Below are 20,124 nucleotides of genomic sequence, written 5' to 3'. Positions count from 1 at the left end.
TTACCATTTTTATCTGCAAATCGCCTAAAAAATAGTCGCTGTCAGTGCCATGGTCGAATGTTCAACACGCCCTAATAAAAAACAGAGACTGATAGTCTCTGTTTTTTTTATGCAAAAAGGCTTTTATCGCTAGAGTTATTTAGCATCCTCTTCGTCATCGACTTTTACAATAGCGACGTCCTGTTGCTCGCGCTCTTCGGCTTTATCGTGTTCTATGACCGCTTCAGTTGCGGTTATTGCTCCGCTTGATTGTTGTGATTGATATTTCAGCGCAGCCAAAGCACTGAGCGCGCCGATAACCAAAACGATAATCAGAATAACGGGGTTTTTCCAAAGCGGCGCGGCAGGCTCGTACTCAATCGGCGTCTCGCTCGTAGTGGCAGGTGTGTTATCGCTATTGCCACCGATCAACGCTAAGCTGACTAATGGCGCGCTAGGCGGATTGATAGGCTCAGAGGCAATGCGTAGGCGCCGACGATTCAGATAGATATCAGAGATTTTAGCCAACTGTAGCAGCCAGCGCTGATGCGGCACACTGATATTAGGCATCTGGGTAAAGACGAGCAAATCATTATGCCGACCTTGTTGCACATTCTCAGGCGAGCGGCCTATTACTTTTAAATAATTGGACGTCGCTTGCTGCATATCTTGCCCAGAAGCAGCCAGATTAGGCGCAAATTTTGTCAGCTCGTACCAGTAAGGGTCAAACGCTGGTGGTCTGATATCAAGTGCTTGCGAATCTGTTTGTTCGCTGTTAGCACTCTCAGCGTTTGTCATTTCAGTGTCTGTTATTTCAGTCTCTGTTACTTTAGCGCTTAGCGCTTCCGGGTTTGTAGCCTTGGATAACTCACTATCTGCAGGTTTCGTTGGAGACCTAGCGTTTGTCAGCACTTGAGTGTCAGCATGGCTGTTGATACTCGCTGCTGAGTCTGCTGCAAACCGCTGCTTGGTTAAGAATTGCGGCTGTAGCGCGAACCATTTATCCAACTCTTCATTATCCAATTGACTATACTCTGTCAAAATAGCCAACTCGCGCAATACAATAATAGTTAAAGTACCAAGAAGGACTTTGACTTGCGCGGCGCTCGCATCGACCTGATCGGCAATATAATCACAAGCCTTATTGACACGAGTACTATCAATGAATAAAGTCTCAGTGACATCTTGACGGTGATAAAGCGTGGCACTTAACGTCGCAAAATTCATCGCATTATACTGGCGTAGCTCTTTAACTGCTGCTCGTGAGAACAGCTTTTTATTCACCGCTTGCGCTTGGTGGCGCTGCTGGTAGGCTAACAAAGCGGCAAGGATGGCCTGTATGCCGCTATTGACGGCTATACGGGTTTGCGGCAGTGAGAGAGTGGCAGTATCAGCCAATAAAGAAGTCAGAGGCTGAATATCTTGATACAAAAAATCATACATCGACACGCGTGTCGGTGAAATAGTAGTCATAATCTGCTAGCATCAAAAAGTGTTTATATATCTTACGGTGCAAGTCATGCGGATACAATCCCCTAATATTAGAAAATTTTAGGGGTTTTTTATGTTGTTGATAGCGCTAATAATTTTATTTGGATTTATATATGAAAAATACCGATATACCAAAGACAGCAGTGGTCATTAACATCGAGGCGCAGACGTTGACGCTATATCGCAACGAAGTAGCGGGTAATCATTATCATATCTCAACTGCCAAAAACGGTATCGGTAGCCAACAAGATAGTGGCTGCACGCCGCTTGGTCGTCATGTTATTGCCCAAAAAATTGGTGACGATGCGCCTATGAATACGGTGTTTGTCGGACGCGTTGCTACTGGTGAGGTATATGACGCAGAGTTGGGGCGTCTACAGCCAAAGCGAGATTGGATCTTGAGCCGTATTTTATGGCTTAAAGGCTTAGAGGAGGGCATCAATAAAGGCAGTAACGAGCAAGGCGGCTGCGATACCTATCAGCGCTATATTTATATTCACGGCACGCCTGATAGTGAACCGATGGGTGTACCACTCTCGCATGGCTGCGTGCGCATGCGAAACACCGATATCATCGAGTTATTTGCGCAAGTAGAAGAGGGCACGCCCGTCACGCTTATAAAGGGTTAGCATGAGAGCGTGCCTTTTTAGGGTTAAATGGCTTTAAGGTATAAAACTTAGACTCTTCTATCTATAACCATTTAGGAAATCAGAGTTCTACCAAAAGCTCGCTGCATCTTGCAGCTTAGTCAAACGTTTTTTGCAGCGTTTAGTATCAGGTTCTAGCTGCGCGGCAAACCATCCGGCGCCATATAGAGCTTGCGTGTCAGTGTGAGATTTTTGCTGATAATAATGCTGATATTGTTGATGGTCTAAATACTTCCCGAGCGCTCGCTGCGTTTTTGTTAGACGTTTTAGCCAACGTTTGCTTTTTTTCTTTGAGTATAGAGGAGCGGCAAACTCACTGAGATAGCGCATTTTTTTGAGATGTTTACGCAGTTGGTGCGCTTTTTCATGGATAGCAGCGCTTTGATCAGTATCATCAGTAGACGCCTCCAAAATGATATCTTCAAAATCATACTCAGCCTTAAGCAGCTTAATATGCTGCTTGGAGAGTCTTTTTGCTAATTTATCTTGCGCACATTTATGGGCTCTTGGCTCTTGAGTAGCATCACTCATAGTAAAGGCGATAAGCTCAAGCAAAGTCAGCTGGAAGTCATTAGCACGAACGGCGTCGATGGGTGTTATTTTCATGTTGTCGATATCAGCACTCCAATCGACGCTAGGCGCACCAGCATGCTGTAGTGTTGGCTCTATATCAGTGACTAAATAAGCGAGCTGACGATAGTCGCCTAGAAGAGTCGCTGTTTGTTTTAGGATAGGTAGCCATTCAGGATTGAGCTGCTCGGAGAATTTTTTGAAGCTCTTTAGGGCAGTACGTAATCGTTGTATGCCTATACGTAGCTGTAGCACATGCTCGTTGTCGTTGCTGCCAGCGGCGATGGCACTACTATTAGGCAGTATTTGTAATAGACAATTATGAACGACTGCACGCATGAACGCCGGCATGCTACTGTCTGCATCGATGCTCAGTGCGCCTAGATTGGCGTGCACGGCAGAGCTAAAGTCTTGCTCATTGAGAAGTAGGCTGCCACGCTCAGCTTTAGTGACTGTTGATAGACACAGCTTATAGCGTTTGCACCATACTTTTGCCGTAGTGAATAAAAAGTCTAGATCGCCTGAGACCAGCTCAAACTCTATCTCTTGTATGTCCTGTACTTTTGAGTTATCTGTTCCATGAATAATTTGACCCTGATCATAAGCCACCTCAATGGTACTTACCGTACTTTCCTCTACGCTGTTCTTTTTATCAGCGACTACTTTTTCTTTATCTACTAATAAGCGAGTGGTGCGCTCGATATCAGTGATGTATTGACGAGTTAGTTTTTTGTTGATTTTTTTGAGTTTAAAGTCTGAAAGAGCTGGAGCAATAGCGGTTTCCTTATATATAGCTAAATCCGGCAATAAACTATCCGTCTCTAGCATCGTCTGCACCAGCTCACTATCTAGAGTCATATTGTGCTCTAAACGCGCGGCAATGCCATCGCCGCCAGCTTTGATAGTCTGCACCCATTCATCGCCCTCTAAGCGAATACGCAGCCCTATGCCGCTCTTGGCAAGCTCTTGCTTAGGCGTATCAAAATAATGAGCGGACATCATTGTCGTCTGTGAGGATTTTACTTTTGCTTGACGCATAAGACCTTTTAGACGCGCTTGCGGCACTAAGAACTTCAATTCAATCTCTTGCACGATGATGTCTCCTATCGTTCTAATAATAGTTATGTTACCTCTATACTTATATTATATCTATCCTATGAACGCTGTCAGTGAATGACAAGTAAAGTTTTGCTTGAGACTAGAGTCGAGGTAGTGATAGCTTCCGTTAGCTTTATATCTATTATTTTTACTTAGCATACCCAAGGATCATTATAAAAGTAAGCTGGCACAGATGCAGTATCTACGATAACCGTATCGAATACCGACAAAATGCCATAGGTAAAATATAGCCATAAAAAAAGCCACCCTACAGTGTGTAGAGTGGCTTTTATTTAAGCTTACATGGCTATGAGTAGTTCATAGTATCTAGCTTGAGATTAGCTGAACTGGTTCATAGTGTTTTTGCCACCACCAGCTTTTAGCGCGTTATCACCTGAGAAGATCTCTTTATGATCATCGCCAAGGTCAGAACCGGCCATTGCTTGGTGCTTCACGCATGAGATGCCTTCACGGATCTCTTTACGCTGTACGCCAGCAGCATATGCAAGCATACCTTCATCACCGAAGTAACCTTTGGCTAGCTCATGCACACTTAGAGCAGTGGTGTGATAAGTAGGTAGCGTGATTAAGTGATGGAAGACACCAGCTTCACGTGAGGCGTCACGCTGGAAGTTCTTGGCAGCTTCGTCAGCAGCTTGATCAAGCTCAGTACCATCATAGTCGCTGCTCATTAAGTCATCTTTGTTGTACTTAGAGATGTCTTTGCCTTCTTCTTCCCACTTAGCGATGATTTGCTTACGGAAGTTCAGCGTCCAGTTGAACGATGGGCTGTTGTTGTATACAAGCTTCGCTTTTGGCTGTTGCTCTTTGATACGATCTACCATCATTTTGATGTGTGCTACGTCTGGAGTCGGCGTCTCGATCCATAGTAGGTCAGCACCGTTTTCTAGAGCGGTTACACAGTCAAGCACAACGCGGTCGATGTTAGTGTCTTCGCGGAAGCTATATAAGCCGTTTGGCATACGTACTGGACGTACTAGTTTGCCGTTATGCTTAAGTAGGCTATCGTTCTCATTTGCGTCTTCAATGCTTATTTCTTCCATTTCTAGGAAGTCGATGTATTTAGAAGCAAGATCGCCTGGCTCTTCTGATACTGGGATCTTTTGAGTAAGTGATGCGCCTTCACTATCAGTACGGGCAACGATAACGCCGTCTTCAACGCCGAGCTCTAAGAAAGCGTAACGAATAGCGTTAAGCTTAGCGATATAGTCTTCATGCGGTACGGTTACTTTACCCGCTTGGTGACCACACTGCTTAGCGTCAGATACTTGGTTTTCGACCTGAATAGCACAAGCACCGGCTTCGATCATTTGCTTAGTTAGCAAGTAAGTCGCTTCTTCGTTACCGAAACCGGCATCGATATCAGCGATGATTGGCACAACGTGTGAGTCGAAGTTTTCGATTTTCTCTAAGATAGCTTTAGTGTCTTGACCTGCTTCTTCAGCAGCGTTTAGCTCACGGAAGTAATCGTTTAGTACTTTAGCATCGGCTTGACGTAAGAACGTGTAGATCTCTTCGATAAGCTTAGGTACTGACGTTTTTTCGTGCATTGATTGGTCAGGTAGAGGACCGAACTCAGAGCGTAGAGCAGCGACCATCCAGCCAGATAGGTAGATATAAGTCTTTGAAGTGGTACCGAAGTATTTTTTCTTCGCGTACATCGTTTGCTGTGCAACAAAACCGTGCCAAGCGCCTAAAGACTGAGTATACTGAGACGTATCATTGTCGTAATCCGCCATATCTTGACGCATGATTTTAGCGGTGTACTTTGCGATATCTAAACCAGTTTTGAAACGGTTTTGAATCATCATACGGGCTGCATCAGTTTCGCTGATATTTTGCCAGTTGCCGTGCTTTTGCTTTAATTCACGTACTAAATCGATAGCTGACTTATAGGTTGTTGACATTTACTGTCTCCTTGGTGGGGTGGAAAAAACGAGGTAAAATAAGAGCTTATCGCAAGTAATATCATACCGGACTATAGTTGCGATTGAATTACGACTACTTTGATACTGATTGATTAATGACTACTAAATGCCTGTCTTGTTGGCCTATAAATGACTTCATAGTAAAGCCGGCATTGGTCTTCTTAAAATATGAGGACTATTACCCTAAACAAACCTGCTTCAAAATACAAGGTGTTTGATTTAAATTATTGACAGAAAAAGAGTCAATCAATCATCAACAAGTAGCGATAAGGCGATAGCGCAGAAGCTACTTGTTATCCATCAGAGATGTTACAATATTCGCCAGTAACACGGCTTAGAGCGGGCTTGCGAGTTAAGCGTTGAGTCTTACTATAGACAGTTTAGTGTAATTTATCTAATTTATGATAGTTATCTTTGGTATTTATTATAACTATAGTATAATAAAATCAGTAAGTTATAAATAAATATATTGAGCTGGCTCGGTCACTAAATGATTTTTAGATAAGCATTGGATACATTGTAGTTTTTAGGTCGTTTGAGAACAGTAGAGCCGTCTATCGTCAGTATTTAAAATCGTCAGTATTTAAAAATAGTAATTATGCAGCTATTAACGCTAAGTGACATTTATTATAAAGCGAAGAGAAACACATATGAATTTGCAGCGGGTTGATTTAAATTTATTGGTACATTTAGATGTATTGCTTCGAGAAAAGAATGTCACACGCGCCGCTGAGCAATTGGGTATCACTCAGCCTGCTATGAGTAACATCTTGCGTCGCCTGCGTAAGCTATTCAATGATCCGCTATTGGTGCGCTCTTCTGAAGGTATGACACCGACTGAGCGCGCGCTTGAGCTGCAGCCGCGTATTCGTGAGATACTCGCTGATTTGACACAAGTGCTTGAGCCGCGTACTGAGTTTCGTCCTTATAGCACCTCCCGTGTTTTCCGGATTATGACCTCCGACTATGCAGAGGCGACTTTGGTTCCTAAACTGGTTAAGGCACTGCGCTCTGAGGCGCCCAATGTTATTTTGGACTTTTTAACCCCATCAGATGTGTCTTATCGTGATATGGAGCAAGGGCGAGTCGATCTGGCGATTAACCGCTTTAATGAGATACCGCAAAGCTTTCACCAAGTACTAGTATGGCGCGATACTTTTAGCTGCCTACTATCTGCCGATAGCCCTTATGTCAATCGCTTCAATCTTAAAAACTACCTCAAAGGTCAGCATGTTTGGGTATCCAAGACAGGTATGGGTGTTGGGTTTGGGGTCAATCCAGAAAAATCGGGCGGCCTTGGCTCCATTGATCAAGCCTTGCAGCGCTTAGGACAAAAACGTCAGATAAGCGTCTTTACTCGTCATTATCAGATGCCAGCGATGCTCGCTGCTAATAAGGACTTGATTGCGACACTGCCAACGCGAGTTGCACGCATGCAAGCGACCAATGATAGTATCGTCATGAAAGAGCCCCCTTTTTTCATTCCTGAATTTGAGCTGACGATGGCATGGTCACCACTACTGCAGCATCACCCAGCGCATCGCTGGTTGCGACAACTGATTATGCATGTCGCTCGGCAAGTCGTGGCAGACGAAGAGGATCAACAGCAAGATATTCCAGTGATTACTCAGTTGTTCTAATGAGATAAGCTGTTTTATTACCTAATAGCCATCTGCCGTTACAGTACTATGGAAGTGCTATTAAAGTGCTTTCAAGGCCAATTCGCATATTGGTCTTTTTTATGCGTATCATTGCATTACAGACGAATTATGCTACTGATTAGCCCGCTGATAGTTTAGGTCTACTTAATAGACTTTATTAAGCAGGCCTTTATATTTCAGTCACATTGTTAACATCAAAATTACACTTCATTATATATTGTAAAATTACGCTGCCAATTATTTGTTATTATAAAATCATCAATTAGATAAGGTTTGAGGGTTTGACTTCTATAGTCTTAATTTTGAAAAAGACTTGACTAAGAAGTAGCTTTTTAGACCATCTTATAATCGATTAACGTTCATTGGCTGATATAGAGTTTTTAGCTAAGAATATTTCTAGACCGCGATAACAAAATAAGGATAGTGAATCATGGCAGATATTACTACTGTGAACCCAACAACGGGCGAAGATATTAAAGAATATAACTATATGACTAATGATGAGGTCAACAAAATCGTTGATGCCTCACATGAAGCTTTTCTCGAATGGCGTAAAAAGAGTCACGAAGAGCGTGCTAAAGTCATTAAGTCTATTGGCGATACACTAGTGAAGTATAAGGAAGAGTTGTCAAAACTAATGACTGAAGAGCGTGGTAAGCTTTATGACCAAAGTTTGAGTGAAGTAGATCTATGTAAAGGGATTTGTGACTATACTGCCGAAAAAGGGGTCACTGCATTAGCTGACGATGAGCGCGATATCGAAAATATGAAAAAAGGCATTGTCACTTATCAGCCCATTGGTGTTATCTACGGTATGCAGCCATGGAACTTTCCAGCATACCAAGTCTTTCGCTATGCCATTGCTAATTTGATGGCCGGTAACAGTGTTTTATTAAAGCATGCTGCCAATGTGACAGGCTCTGGATTATTAATAGAAAAAATCTTCCATGAGTCCGATCTACCAAATGATCTATTCCGTACAATCTTGATCGATCATGATCAATCAGAAAAGCTTATCGGTAATGATAAAGTGCGCGGTGTTACGCTCACTGGTAGTGATGGAGCAGGTAAGATCGTTGGTCAACAAGCGGCTAAAGTCCTCAAAAAAGTCGTACTAGAGCTTGGCTCGAATGATGCCTTTATTGTACTCGAAGACGCTGATTTGGACCTTGCCGTAGAGACTTGTACGCAAGCGCGTTTAATCAATAACGGTGAAACTTGTGTTGCAGCGAAGCGTTTTATCGTTGTTGATAGCTTATATGATGAGTTCCGTGATCGTATTGTTGAGAAGTTCTCGAATAGCAAAGCTGGTGATCCTATGGATGACAGCTCTGATATCGGTCCATTAGCACGTAAAGACTTGCAAGAGAAGTTACACGAGCAAGTTGAAGAAAGTGTTAAAAAAGGCGCGACAATTTCAGTCGGCGGTAAATTACCTGAAGGTAAAGGTAACTTTTATCCCGCTACGATTTTGGAAAATGTCTCCGAGGGACAACCAGCCTATGATGATGAGTTATTTGGCCCAGTAGCCTCATTGATTCGAGCAAAAGATCAAGATGAGGCCATGCGCATTGCTAATGATAGCCGTTATGGTTTAGGCGGCGCTATCTTCTCTAAAGACGAAGATAAAGCCATCCGTTTAGCAAGAGAGCAGTTTGATACGGGTATGGTCTATATCAATGGCTACGGTCTGGCAAATCCAGCACTACCGTTCGGCGGCGTAAAAAACTCAGGTCATGGCCGTGAACATGGTGGCTTTGGTATTAAAGAGTTTGTAAATATCAAAGGTTTGCATGTTCATAGTAACTAAGAGCACAGACAAATCTTATAGCTAAAACAAACTTAGCGCTAGATAAAATGAAGCCCAGTCATTCATATATAGAGTGACTGGGCTTTTTTATGTGTCATTATTTCTAATTGAGAAATCTTAAGATAGAGCTTGCATTTACTGGTCGATGTGCAATGTTAACGGTAGCGCTGGCAAGTAATTAGCATCATCTGATGAATCGGTATTGAGTGTTAATACGCCTTTAGCCAACAGCAAAATCGTCCAAGGCAGCAGTTGATGTTCAAGCTTTTGTACTCGTACTTGTAAGCTATCAGCCGTGTCCTTCAAATTGACTTCCAGTAGCGCTCGAGTCAACACAGCACCCGCATCAAGCTCAGCGGTGACCACATGGATACTACAGCCATGATGACGCTCGCCTGCCTGAATCACTCTTTGATGAGTATCGAGTCCTTTATAGGCAGGAAGCAATGAGGGATGTAAGTTAATCATTGGCGCGATAGCATGATGAATAAAATTGCTACTCAGCACCCGCATAAAGCCAGCTAATACAATCAAGTCAGGTTGCCAGTCTTGTAGCTGCGCAGATGCATGCGTCTCAAAAGTCTTAATACCCATGCGTTTGCCACTTGCCACATGGGACAATACCACGACTGGGATATCGGCATCTGTTGCACGCGTGATTGCATAAGCATCCTCGCGATTGCTGATAACGCCAACTATCTCTATCGGTAGCTCGCCTGCCTGCATAGCATCTATTAAGACTTGTAAGTTGCTACCACTACCTGAGACGAGTACGGCTACTCGTAATGGCTCACTGATGGATGAGGCGCGGCTTTTTAACGAAGTGCTAGACATTAACGATAGACCACAGCGTCAGCTTCGCGGCTGACCATTTCGCCGATTTGCCAAGCTTGTTCACCATTGTCGTTTAAGATCTCAATAGCTTTATCAGCCTGCTGTTCTGGCACCACAATCACAAAACCAACGCCACAGTTAAAGGTACGATACATCTCAGCCTGACTAATATTGCCCTCAGTTTGTAGCCAGTTAAACAGCTCTGAGAATTGCCAGCTAGTAGTATCGATACTAGCAGCAAGATGATCTGGTAATACACGTGGTAAATTATCAGTCAGACCACCGCCGGTGATATGTGACATCGCGTGCAGCGATGAGCTACCAAGCGTGTCTTGCAGCGCTTTGATCGCTTTGACATAGATACGAGTCGGCGCCATCAGCGCATCTGCGATAGGCTGGTCATCAAGGGTCTCATCGCTAGTAGTGACATCAACACCGCTGACTTCGATGACTTTACGCACTAGCGAGTAGCCATTGGAATGAGCGCCACTTGAGGCTAGGGCAATGAGCACATCGCCCTCGCTGACGTTTTTGCCGGTGATGACTTCTGCCTCTTCTACAACGCCGACACAGAAGCCTGCGAGATCATAATCTTCGTCTTGATACATACCTGGCATCTCAGCAGTCTCGCCACCGATAAGAGCACAGTTAGCAAGCTTACAGCCCTCGCCAATGCCGCTGACGACTGTAGCTGCGGTATCTACATCGAGCTTGCCGGTTGCGTAATAGTCCAAGAAGAATAACGGCTCAGCCCCGCATACGAGTAGATCGTTTACGCACATAGCGACTAGATCAATACCAATCGTATCGTGACGATCAAGCTGTAGTGCCAGCTTGAGCTTAGTGCCGACGCCGTCGGTACCTGAGACGAGTAGTGGTGAAGTGTAGCCAGTAGGGATACGGCAGAGGGCACCAAAACCACCAAGCCCGCCAACTACTTCAGGACGGGTAGTGGCTTTTGCCACGGACTTGATACGTTGGACTAACGCATCACCAGCATCGATATCAACGCCAGCATCTTTGTAGCTTAAAGAGGGCTTGTCACTCATAGTCATCTCACAATTGGGGTATGGAACTAAATAAGATAAAACAATTTTTGTGTGCGCATTATACCCAATAATAGCTCATCCTCGCAAAGTAACTTGCTAATATTGTCTATAAAAGCCTTATATTTCTTATAAAACAGCAATAAGTGGTAAAAGAGTGGTCGATACAAAAATCTCACCGCTTTTTATGATTACTTTGCGATAATGTCAGTCTTAGTCTTTAGAAGTTACTAAAAAAACTCTCATCATTAGACTGCTTAGCTTTTATCGCTTATAAGCGCATTAACCATCCCTTACTTGTAGGATCATTAATAATGACATCCCAGCCTATAGATCCTTTTTTTCGACGTCTATTTATCGTCGTCATTATTATTATAGCCTTGTTTTTATTAAAGTTGATGCTGCCTGTCATCATCCCTTTTTTTGTCGCCTTTGTACTGGCCTATTTATTTAATCCTTTAGTAAAGCGGCTGAGCAAATACGTTAGACGCTGGATTGCGATTATCGTCGTTTATACTACGATTACTGTAGGTATGGCGCTATTGTTATGGTGGTTGATACCGACGTTGTGGCACCAGTTGCAGGCAGCTTGGGAGTATCTACCAAGGATTTTGAGTTGGTATAATGATGTGGTTCGCGACTGGTTTGTGAGCAATACCAACATACTACTGCCGGCATTGCAGATCGAAGGCTTTTCTGAGACCTTGGTCAGTTATATGCAGACGCATTACAACATCTCTGATGCGAGCACATGGATGAGTCAAATTCTTTCTTCGGGGATGAGGTTTGTCAATAATGCCGGCTTGATTGTGTTGGTACCTATTTTGACGTTCTACTTTTTATTCAATTGGGAGCAGCGTACTCATAACTGGAAGATGGCCATACCGGCAGGGTATAGCAAAAAAGTGATTACTATTGCTAAGGAGTGTGATCGCGCTTTAATGGAGTTTATTAAAGGACAGCTTTTGGTTATGGTGTTACTAGGCGCTATTTATGCTATACAGCTGCAGCTGATCGGTTTGGAGCTGGGACTCACTATTGGTATGGTCGCTGGTATCGCAAGCTTCGTACCCTATTTAGGTTTTGGTTTGGGCTTTATTGCTGCCATTATCGCGGGACTATTTCAGTTTGGCTTTGATTGGTTCTATCTTTCGTTGATTGTGGGAGCCTTTTTGGTCGGTCAAGCCGCTGAAGGTTATGTGCTGCAGCCGCTACTACTAGGGGACAAAATCGGTCTATCGCCGCTATGGGTCATCTTTGCGGTGTTGGCAGGGGCAAGCCTATTAGGCTTCGTTGGTATGCTTATTGCGCTACCCGTATCAGCGGTAATCAATGTGCTATTTAGGCATCTCTATGCTTATTATCGCTCGACTGACTTTTATAAAGGCCGCGTTCAGTTGGATCTATTCAAAAAAGAATGATCTTATTTGAGAACATATCCTTCTTTGCTATGGCTAAAAAGAGTAAAGCACTTGTCAGTCATTTTAGAAGTATGGTATATATAGGCGCAGTGTTTATAACACAATTTTAGAAGATATGGTTTCTCAATACCGTTTTACCGTGTTATCCAAACTAAGTTGACGATCTATGGCGCAAGCACAGCTAAGTCTCAATCTGGACATAAAGCATGATGCGAGTCTCAGCGACTTTTCAGGTCCCGGTTGGATGTCTATCATCGATGCAGTGCGGCAGCTTCATGTCGGCCTGATAGGTCAGTTGTACCTATTTGGCAGCCCTGCTACTGGCAAGTCCCATTTATTATCTGCTATCTGCGAGTCGTTTATCGATATCGATAAATCAGCCATTTGCCTTTCGCTCAATGAGCTAGTCAATACCGATGTCAATGTCCTATCTTCGCTAGAGAACTTTGATGTTATCGCTATTGATGATTTGGATGTTCTAGAGCATAGTACTCAGTGGCAAGAGGCTTTGTTTCATCTGATCAATCGCAGCCGAGAGGGCCAACGTCAGCTATTATTTGCTGCTAACAAATCTGCAAGCATGCTGCCATTTCAGCTGACCGATCTACTCACTAGGTTGTCGCAGGCGCCAAGCTTCAAGGTCCCTGATGGCCATAAGTTAGTCGATCGTCAAGCGCTGCTAGAATCTATCTTGCGCCGGCGCGGTTGGCAGTTTGATGAGCGTATTTTGACTCATTTGCTCACAGAAGGTCCGCATCGTATTGGGGCGATGATGGAAGTGCTCAATTACATACAGCCTATGTTTTCAAACTTAGGCCGCAGTAATATCTCAAAAGCAGTCATCAGCGATGCTCTGCGTACGATCGATGAGCAGACCTTAGCCGCTGAGCTGGCGGATATCAGTCAAGAAACCCAAGTCGATAGTCAAGCGGCGATCGATGACAATCAGACGATGCCACTCGACTTTTAACCTTATACTCATATTTTTATTGCACAAAACAGTTTATTGCACACAGTATTGTATTTTATAAAATAATTTTACTATCGATAGGATATCTTATGACACTCTCAGCCTCTTTATACAAAAAACTATCCGTCGGTACGTTACTGATGGCCGCAAGCTCAGTATCTATGCTAACGCATGCCGACGTGACGCTGCTCGTGGATGACAATATCAAGGTTACCGCGATTAATGGGCAAGAGATTTCTCAAAGTATCTTTCAGCCATTGATTAAAAGCTTCACGCTACAGCCGGGTAAGCATGCGATAACAGCCAAATACGATCGTCTGTATAATCTTCCTCGTGATGAGCATGACTATCTGCGTTCGGGTAACGTCAGTGTTGTCGCTGAAATGGCGGACAATCAGACCTATCGTTTGGTTATGCCAAACCAGCCAGAGGATTATAAAGCTGCTAAAGAGTATGCAAAACAGCCAACGCTTGCTGTGCAGCAAAACAATACCATTATCGCCAGTCAACAAAGCGTAGCTGGCAACAGTGGCGGAATTTTCTCTGGGTTGAGTAAAGCGATTGGCGGCGTATTTGGCGGTGGCGAAGATGCGCAGATGCAAAACCAACGCGCTATCGCTGCTATTGACCAGCCATCACCTGCACCGGCAGTTCAGCCACAACCGACAAGGGCGACTACAGGAACTACGCTAGCCACGAGTACTTATAGCGTAGCACCCACTACAAAAGCGGCATCAGTGCAAAGCACCAATACTCTAGATAGCTTTATGCAGCTTTGGTTACAAGCAACGCCAAACGAGCGCGCAAAAATACGCCAATGGGTACAAGAATAGGCTATTATAATCAGTAAGCTACTGTAGATAGCAATCATTGTGCCAAAATTTAGATATAAAAAAAGCACCTAATTCTATAGGTGCTTTTTTGTGCATAACTGATTACTAAACACGACTTATATAATGCTATTTTCCTAAAAATGCGTTATACATCCATACTAGCTTCTCTTGCTGCTGCACATACTCATCAAGCAAGTCAGCAGTACCTTGGTCTTCCGCTTCTTCCGCTAGAGCTGATACTTTACGCTGCTCTTCGATAAGCGTCTGTAAACCTGTAACTACACCTTTGACGCAGCTATTACCATCATGGACGTTTTTGTCTTCTTTGATGCTAGTATGCTGAGCAAAGTCGCTATAAGCATGTAGTGGCGTTTTACCTAGAGTTAGAATGCGCTCGGCAATCTCATCGATCTCTACTTGCAAGTTAGTGTACAGCTCTTCAAACTGCTCATGCAATGAAAAGAAGTGCTCGCCTTTAACGTTCCAGTGATAGCCGCGTACGTTGATATAAAACATATGATAGCTCGATAGTAAGCTGTTAAGCTTTTCAACGACAGCGCTCATATCTGCTCTTTCTAGGCCAATCTGATTAGTAGTGTTATCTTGATTACTCATAATATTATCCTTTTAATGTGAGTGTTAATTTAAAAACTGTATTTAAAGACTATGCTAAAAAAACTGTAATTAAAGTACGATTAAAAATATTGGTGACTATTTTTTACATTTTAATCAAAATTATTTTATCTTATTAAGCAGACAGTAGCAAAACCCGTCTGCTAGCTCCTGCCTCTTTAATGACTGCTATCATAGCAAAGGTAGGTGGTTAGGTTAATTGAATTAAATAAACCAATATGATGAGTTTTATAAAACATGGAAAAGTGATAACTACTAACAGCTTTAACTAGTGCAGCTAATGCGCTAAGCAGGAGGCTGTAAGCTCTCGGGGTTTAGACCGCGAATAGGAACGACTTCTTGTAGATGTTGACGTACCGTATCGATAGGGAATTTTTGCGTAGTTAAGCGCTTAGGTATAATTTGACTGCCTTGCTGACCTTTCATCTCAAACATCATAAAGATATAGTCATCAGTCTCATCCCAGCTCTTGACCGCGCTCCAAGGTATCACTGCTTGCTGAGTTGCGCCGGCACGCATTTGCATACCGCGCATTTGCGGGTTTTGCATCAGATCAGGCTGATTGGCAGGCATCGCCATCACTAGGCCATGCTTTTGTACGCCAAGCTTGATTTGGCGCATCTCATCAGGCATCTCTTGCCCCGACACTTGTTTTTCAAACTCTTTTTTGACGTACCATTTAAAGCCAAGGGTCCGAACCAACAAATAGATGACTACGGATACTAGCATTAGCCAAAAAATAATCGTTGAGTAGCCCGTCAAAAAGACCAGTCCAGCGATGGCTAGGAGGACGACTATCCCTATGATGATCCACTCTTTCATTTTTAGACTTTTTAGACCAAAAGAGGGGCTTGCATTAGTAAATAGCTCGTATTGGGCTTGCTGAAATTCAGCTTCCGTCAAGTTGAGGGCGATAGGTTGCAGCGTATAGGGATACAGGGCCATAAAAGGTTCTCAGATACTCAGATAAAAAGTGTTAGACGACTTTGGCACACTATAATGGGCTAAAGAAGGATATCGGTAGGTGCTTATCTTACCGAAAAGCGCCTATAAAAGAAATAGATTCGCCTATCTATCGTTATCTGTTGCAAAACTATGCGAAAACGTGGTCAAATCCGCTGTGTCTTGGTATCATAGCAACCATTTAGTTTTACTCATCTAACTTATAGCGCGACAGGCAATTCTTATGATAGACCCCAAACTTTTACGCGGTGACTTAACTGATTTACAGCAGCAATTGACCACGCGTGGTTATCCGCTAGATATAGAATTTTGGCAAACGATTGAGTCAGAGCGTAAGTTTTTGCAGGTCAAAACAGAAGAGCTGCAATCGCGCCGCAATGCGGGAGCCAAACAAGTCGGCGCGCTCAAAAAGGCCGGTGAAGATGCAAGCTCGCTACTTGCTGAGATGCAAAGCGTCAGTGGTGAGATAAAAACGGCAGAAGATGAGCTACGTACTTTGCAAGAGCGCATCAATCAAGCGGCGCTACAAATCCCTAATCTTCCAGCTAGCGATGTGCCAGTAGGGGAGTCAGAGGACGATAATGTAGAAGTACGCCGCTGGGGTAGCCCGCGTGAGTTTAATTTTGAAATACAGGATCATACCCATATCGGTGAGACATTAGGGATGCTTGATTTTGAAGCTGCTGCGAAGCTAACAGGTAGCCGCTTTAATGTGCTAAAAGGTCAATTGGCGCAGCTGCATCGCGCGCTGATTCAGTTTATGCTGAACACTCATACTATTAAGTACGGTTATCTTGAGACTTATGTACCTTATATTGTCAATTCTGAGAGCCTAAAAGGCACAGGTCAGTTGCCCAAGTTTGAAGATGATCTGTTTAAATTGACTAACCATACTAATAACGACGGCACCGACTTTTACTTGATTCCGACCGCTGAGGTGCCAATGACTAATCTAGTACGCGGTGAGCGTTTGGATGTTAAAGAGCTGCCGCTTAAGTTCACCGCGCACACGCCGTGCTTTCGTAGTGAAGCCGGCTCGCACGGGCGCGACACACGCGGCCTGATCCGTCAGCATCAGTTTGAAAAGGTTGAGATGGTCAATATCGCCACCTCCGAGCAATCAGATGAGCTGCTAGAGGCGATGACGGGACAAGCAGAATATATCTTGCAGCAGCTCAATTTGCCGTACCGCACCGTTATGCTATGTACCGGCGATATGGGCTTTGCCGCGCAAAAGACTTATGACATCGAAGTGTGGCTACCGAGCCAAGAGACCTACCGTGAAATCTCCAGCTGCTCAAACTGCGGCGACTTCCAAGCACGCCGTATGGGCACGCGGGTTAAAGACGGTAAGCAAACCAGTCTGGCACATACCCTAAATGGCTCAGGTCTAGCAGTAGGGCGTACTTTGCTCGCGGTAATGGAAAATCATCAAAACGCTGATGGCAGCATTACGATTCCTGAAGTATTGCGTCCATTTATGGGCGGTGCTGAGACGATTGCAGTATAAGTAGCGCTTTATCCTATCTATCGATTCTGCCTATTCATGTATCTACATGTCTGTCATTTAATAAAACCAATAGGAGTGATTGCGAAATGCAAACGCTCCTGTCAGCGCATTTTTAGCTAGGATTATCGCAAATATGTTAATATTGCCCCTGACTTAAATATCTTGTTATTTATCTAGGGCGTGTTGAACATTCGACCATGGCACTGACAGCGACTATTTTTTAGGCGATTCGATGTTAAAAATAATAAGTTTAGTCATTCTAAGCGCTTATTTTTAACGATGAAGCGGCAAAAAAGAGTCCTGTCCCTGTTGTTGTCGTGAGGGCTGATGCTAAAATTGCCCCATACTGCGTTACAAATCTCGCTAAGGCATCTGCATTATCGTCGCTTTGTGCCTTGTCTGGAACAATTTTAGCGATCAGCAGTGCCTATTTGCGAATGTTCAACACGTCCTAATTATCGAGCGCGCGTAGTTATTACGCTCTAGTCTTATTACTCAATCGCTTTTCCTTTTGTCTTCTTGACTTATCATCCGAATATTAGGACCTGCTATGCCTACCCCAATTAATGAACGTAAACTTGCTAATGCTATTCGTGTGCTCTCGTTTGACGCGGTACAAAAAGCCAACTCAGGCCACCCCGGCGCGCCGATGGGTATGGCCGATATCGCTGAAGTGTTATGGCGCAAGTTTTTGAAGCATAACCCTGCTGATCCTAACTGGCATAACCGTGACCGCTTTGTATTATCAAACGGTCATGGCTCGATGCTTATTTATTCATTATTGCATCTTTCAGGGTATGACGTCAGCGTTGACGATCTAAAAGGCTTTCGCCAGCTGCATTCAAAGACGCCAGGTCACCCAGAGCTGGGTTATACCCCTGGTGTGGAAACGACGACAGGTCCACTAGGCCAAGGTATCGCTAATGCGGTAGGTTTTGCTATCGCCGAAAAAACGCTTGCCGCGCAGTTCAACCGTGACGGTCATGAAGTTATCGACCATCATACTTATGCGTTCTTAGGCGATGGCTGCTTAATGGAAGGCATTAGCCATGAAGTCTGCTCGCTTGCAGGAACGTTAGAGCTGGGTAAACTAGTATTCTTCTATGATGATAATGGCATCTCTATCGATGGCGACGTCGAAGGCTGGTTCACCGATGATACACAAATGCGCTTTGAGAGCTACGGCTGGCAGGTGATCAAAGTCGATGGTCATGATACCGACGCCATTACTCAAGCGACCGAGCAAGCGATCAATGAGACGACTCGTCCAAGCTTAATCATCTGCAAAACCACTATTGGTGCAGGTAGCCCAAACAAGCAAGGCAAAGCTTCTAGCCACGGCGCGCCACTTGGTGATGATGAAATCGCGCTAACTCGTGATGAGCTGGCATGGAAACACGCGCCATTTGAGTTAGATGATGAGATCTATGAAGCATGGGATGGTAAGGCCAAAGGCGATGTCATGCAAAAGAACTGGAACGCGACTTTTGAGGGCTATAAAAAAGCCTATCCAGAGCTTGCAGAAGAGCTGATGCGCCGTCTAAATGGCGAGCTACCAAGCGACTTTGAGGCTCAAGCAAAAGACTATATCCAGCAAACTCAAGAAGCAGGCGGTGATGTCGCCAGTCGTAAAGCCAGTCAAAACGCGATCAATGCGCTACAGCCTTTGCTACCTGAAATCATGGGTGGTTCAGCGGATCTGGCTGGCTCAAACTTAACCCTTTTCAAAGACGCCAAGGGTATCGAAACCGACGCTGACGGTAACTATATTTACTACGGCGTACGTGAGTTCGGTATGACCGCGATTGCTAATGGTATCGCGCTACATGGCGGCTTTATCCCTTATGTTGCGACCTTCCTGATGTTTATGGAGTACGCGCGTAATGCAGTGCGTATGGGCGCATTAATGAAACAGCGTGTCATTCATGTCTATACGCATGACTCTATCGGTCTGGGTGAAGATGGTCCAACGCATCAGCCTGTTGAGCAATTGACGAGTCTGCGTACTACGCCAAACTTGCGCACATGGCGTCCGTGTGACGCGACTGAATCTGCAAGTGCTTGGGTTGAGGCGATTAAGTCTGAAAACAACCCATCAGCGCTTATCTTTAGCCGTCAAGGCTTGCCGCATCAAGCGCGTGATACAAGCCAAGTCGCTAATATTGCTAAAGGTGGTTATGTACTAGCGAAAGAGCAAGGCGAGCTGCAAGCCATTATCATCGCTACCGGTTCAGAAGTCGGCCTTGCGATGCAAGCATACAAGACACTTAGCGAAAACAGTGTAGGCGTGCGCGTGGTCTCTATGCCGTGTGCTGAGATCTTTATGGAGCAAGATGCCAGCTACCGTGATTCAGTACTACCTGCCGATATCCGTGCCCGTGTCGCAGTCGAAGCAGCGCATGTGGACTACTGGTATAAGTTCGTTGGCCTTGATGGCAAAGTCATCGGCATGACAACTTATGGTGAGTCAGCGCCTGCTAGCGACTTGTACAAAGAGTTTGGTATCACAAGCGAGGCGGTGGTTGAAGCGGTAAATAGTTTGGTTTAATTTGTAGGCTGGGGCTTTAGCTTTAGCCCAGCACTTAGCTATGGTTTATAGTTGAGTTAATAATATTGTGCGAAGAAGAGCTACCAGACAATTCTGGTGGCTCTTTTTATTGCTTCGTTTTTGCCGAGGGACGAGGCGCGCATAAGCTTTTAAAGAAAACT

15 protein-coding genes are annotated in these 20,124 nt (G+C 44.3%); 8 read left to right on the top strand and 7 right to left on the bottom strand.

Features of this window, described 5'->3' with window-relative positions; all coding sequences use genetic code 11:
- Positions 1–135: 135 nt before the first annotated feature.
- Positions 136–1,452 carry a hypothetical protein gene (locus JMY03_RS04020; protein ID WP_201601278.1) on the bottom strand — a complete coding sequence of 439 codons (1,317 nt, stop codon included), beginning with the start codon at positions 1,450–1,452 and terminating at the stop codon, positions 136–138.
- A 131-nt stretch (positions 1,453–1,583) separates the two neighbouring features.
- On the opposite strand from JMY03_RS04020, the gene JMY03_RS04015 reads away from it, so the two are divergent.
- Positions 1,584–2,099: a L,D-transpeptidase gene (locus JMY03_RS04015; RefSeq protein ID WP_201601276.1), complete on the top strand. Its 516-nt coding sequence runs from the start codon at positions 1,584–1,586 to the stop codon at positions 2,097–2,099.
- Positions 2,100–2,186: 87 nt separating this feature from the next.
- Here the strand turns inward: JMY03_RS04015 and JMY03_RS04010 are convergent, their stop codons facing one another.
- Positions 2,187–3,779, bottom strand: coding sequence for a CYTH and CHAD domain-containing protein (locus JMY03_RS04010; RefSeq protein ID WP_201601274.1), 1,593 nt, complete (start codon positions 3,777–3,779; stop codon positions 2,187–2,189).
- A 344-nt stretch (positions 3,780–4,123) separates the two neighbouring features.
- Positions 4,124–5,713 carry an isocitrate lyase gene (locus JMY03_RS04005; protein WP_201601272.1) on the bottom strand — a complete coding sequence of 530 codons (1,590 nt, stop codon included), beginning with the start codon at positions 5,711–5,713 and terminating at the stop codon, positions 4,124–4,126.
- A 671-nt stretch (positions 5,714–6,384) separates the two neighbouring features.
- Between JMY03_RS04005 and JMY03_RS04000 the strand changes: the two genes are divergently transcribed.
- Both JMY03_RS04000 and JMY03_RS03995 read left to right on the top strand, forming a co-directional pair.
- On the top strand, positions 6,385–7,374 hold the full coding sequence (locus JMY03_RS04000; protein ID WP_025643854.1) for a LysR family transcriptional regulator: 990 nt from the start codon (positions 6,385–6,387) through the stop codon (positions 7,372–7,374).
- Between the two features lie 451 nt (positions 7,375–7,825).
- Complete coding sequence (locus JMY03_RS03995; protein ID WP_201601270.1) at positions 7,826–9,205, top strand: NAD-dependent succinate-semialdehyde dehydrogenase; 1,380 nt, start codon at positions 7,826–7,828, stop codon at positions 9,203–9,205.
- 135 nt (positions 9,206–9,340) lie between these two features.
- Here JMY03_RS03995 and purN read toward each other — a convergent pair whose 3' ends face one another.
- Both purN and purM read right to left on the bottom strand, forming a co-directional pair.
- Positions 9,341–10,039, bottom strand: a complete 699-nt coding sequence (gene purN / locus JMY03_RS03990; protein WP_201601267.1) for a phosphoribosylglycinamide formyltransferase — start codon at positions 10,037–10,039, stop codon at positions 9,341–9,343.
- The gene (gene purM, locus JMY03_RS03985; protein ID WP_201559289.1) at positions 10,039–11,088 is read right to left on the bottom strand and encodes a phosphoribosylformylglycinamidine cyclo-ligase; all 1,050 of its coding nucleotides are present in this window, start codon (positions 11,086–11,088) and stop codon (positions 10,039–10,041) included. Before purM ends, purN begins: the two co-directional genes overlap by 1 nt.
- Before the next feature lie 311 nt (positions 11,089–11,399).
- On the opposite strand from purM, the gene JMY03_RS03980 reads away from it, so the two are divergent.
- From JMY03_RS03980 to JMY03_RS03970, 3 genes are all read left to right on the top strand, one after another.
- The gene (locus tag JMY03_RS03980) at positions 11,400–12,506 is read left to right on the top strand and encodes an AI-2E family transporter (protein ID WP_201601264.1); all 1,107 of its coding nucleotides are present in this window, start codon (positions 11,400–11,402) and stop codon (positions 12,504–12,506) included.
- Positions 12,507–12,672: 166 nt separating this feature from the next.
- The gene (gene hda / locus JMY03_RS03975) at positions 12,673–13,476 is read left to right on the top strand and encodes a DnaA regulatory inactivator Hda (protein WP_201601261.1); all 804 of its coding nucleotides are present in this window, start codon (positions 12,673–12,675) and stop codon (positions 13,474–13,476) included.
- A gap of 89 nt (positions 13,477–13,565) precedes the next feature.
- Positions 13,566–14,309, top strand: coding sequence for a DUF2057 family protein (locus tag JMY03_RS03970; RefSeq protein WP_201601258.1), 744 nt, complete (start codon positions 13,566–13,568; stop codon positions 14,307–14,309).
- Between the two features lie 126 nt (positions 14,310–14,435).
- Here JMY03_RS03970 and JMY03_RS03965 read toward each other — a convergent pair whose 3' ends face one another.
- Together JMY03_RS03965 and JMY03_RS03960 are read right to left on the bottom strand one after the other, a co-directional pair.
- Complete coding sequence (locus tag JMY03_RS03965; protein ID WP_201601255.1) at positions 14,436–14,924, bottom strand: Dps family protein; 489 nt, start codon at positions 14,922–14,924, stop codon at positions 14,436–14,438.
- A 303-nt stretch (positions 14,925–15,227) separates the two neighbouring features.
- Positions 15,228–15,887 (bottom strand): YcxB family protein, encoded by a 660-nt coding sequence (locus tag JMY03_RS03960; RefSeq protein WP_025643833.1) that lies wholly within the window; start codon positions 15,885–15,887, stop codon positions 15,228–15,230.
- Positions 15,888–16,128: 241 nt separating this feature from the next.
- Here JMY03_RS03960 and serS point away from each other — a divergent pair, with 241 nt between their 5' ends.
- Both serS and tkt read left to right on the top strand, forming a co-directional pair.
- The gene (gene serS / locus JMY03_RS03955) at positions 16,129–17,415 is read left to right on the top strand and encodes a serine--tRNA ligase (RefSeq protein ID WP_201601251.1); all 1,287 of its coding nucleotides are present in this window, start codon (positions 16,129–16,131) and stop codon (positions 17,413–17,415) included.
- 550 nt (positions 17,416–17,965) lie between these two features.
- Positions 17,966–19,963: a transketolase gene (tkt, locus tag JMY03_RS03950; RefSeq protein ID WP_201601248.1), complete on the top strand. Its 1,998-nt coding sequence runs from the start codon at positions 17,966–17,968 to the stop codon at positions 19,961–19,963.
- Positions 19,964–20,124: the final 161 nt, after the last annotated feature.

It is taken from the genome of Psychrobacter submarinus (assembly GCF_904846685.1).
Classification (GTDB): domain Bacteria; phylum Pseudomonadota; class Gammaproteobacteria; order Pseudomonadales; family Moraxellaceae; genus Psychrobacter; species Psychrobacter submarinus.
Note: the sequence above shows the minus strand (reverse complement) of the source record. Positions and strands in the feature narration are given on the sequence as shown.

Excerpts from the sequence above, each read along its gene's own strand:
- JMY03_RS04020 (WP_201601278.1), bottom strand. The coding sequence starts at position 1,452 with ATGACTACTATTTCACCGACACGCGTGTCGATGTATGATTTTTTGTAT.
- JMY03_RS04015 (WP_201601276.1), top strand. The coding sequence starts at position 1,584 with ATGAAAAATACCGATATACCAAAGACAGCAGTGGTCATTAACATCGAG.
- JMY03_RS04005 (WP_201601272.1), bottom strand. The coding sequence starts at position 5,713 with ATGTCAACAACCTATAAGTCAGCTATCGATTTAGTACGTGAATTAAAG.
- JMY03_RS04000 (WP_025643854.1), top strand. The coding sequence starts at position 6,385 with ATGAATTTGCAGCGGGTTGATTTAAATTTATTGGTACATTTAGATGTA.
- JMY03_RS03995 (WP_201601270.1), top strand. The coding sequence starts at position 7,826 with ATGGCAGATATTACTACTGTGAACCCAACAACGGGCGAAGATATTAAA.
- purN (WP_201601267.1), bottom strand. The coding sequence starts at position 10,039 with ATGTCTAGCACTTCGTTAAAAAGCCGCGCCTCATCCATCAGTGAGCCA.
- purM (WP_201559289.1), bottom strand. The coding sequence starts at position 11,088 with ATGAGTGACAAGCCCTCTTTAAGCTACAAAGATGCTGGCGTTGATATC.
- JMY03_RS03980 (WP_201601264.1), top strand. The coding sequence starts at position 11,400 with ATGACATCCCAGCCTATAGATCCTTTTTTTCGACGTCTATTTATCGTC.
- hda (WP_201601261.1), top strand. The coding sequence starts at position 12,673 with ATGGCGCAAGCACAGCTAAGTCTCAATCTGGACATAAAGCATGATGCG.
- JMY03_RS03970 (WP_201601258.1), top strand. The coding sequence starts at position 13,566 with ATGACACTCTCAGCCTCTTTATACAAAAAACTATCCGTCGGTACGTTA.
- JMY03_RS03965 (WP_201601255.1), bottom strand. The coding sequence starts at position 14,924 with ATGAGTAATCAAGATAACACTACTAATCAGATTGGCCTAGAAAGAGCA.
- JMY03_RS03960 (WP_025643833.1), bottom strand. The coding sequence starts at position 15,887 with ATGGCCCTGTATCCCTATACGCTGCAACCTATCGCCCTCAACTTGACG.
- serS (WP_201601251.1), top strand. The coding sequence starts at position 16,129 with ATGATAGACCCCAAACTTTTACGCGGTGACTTAACTGATTTACAGCAG.
- tkt (WP_201601248.1), top strand. The coding sequence starts at position 17,966 with ATGCCTACCCCAATTAATGAACGTAAACTTGCTAATGCTATTCGTGTG.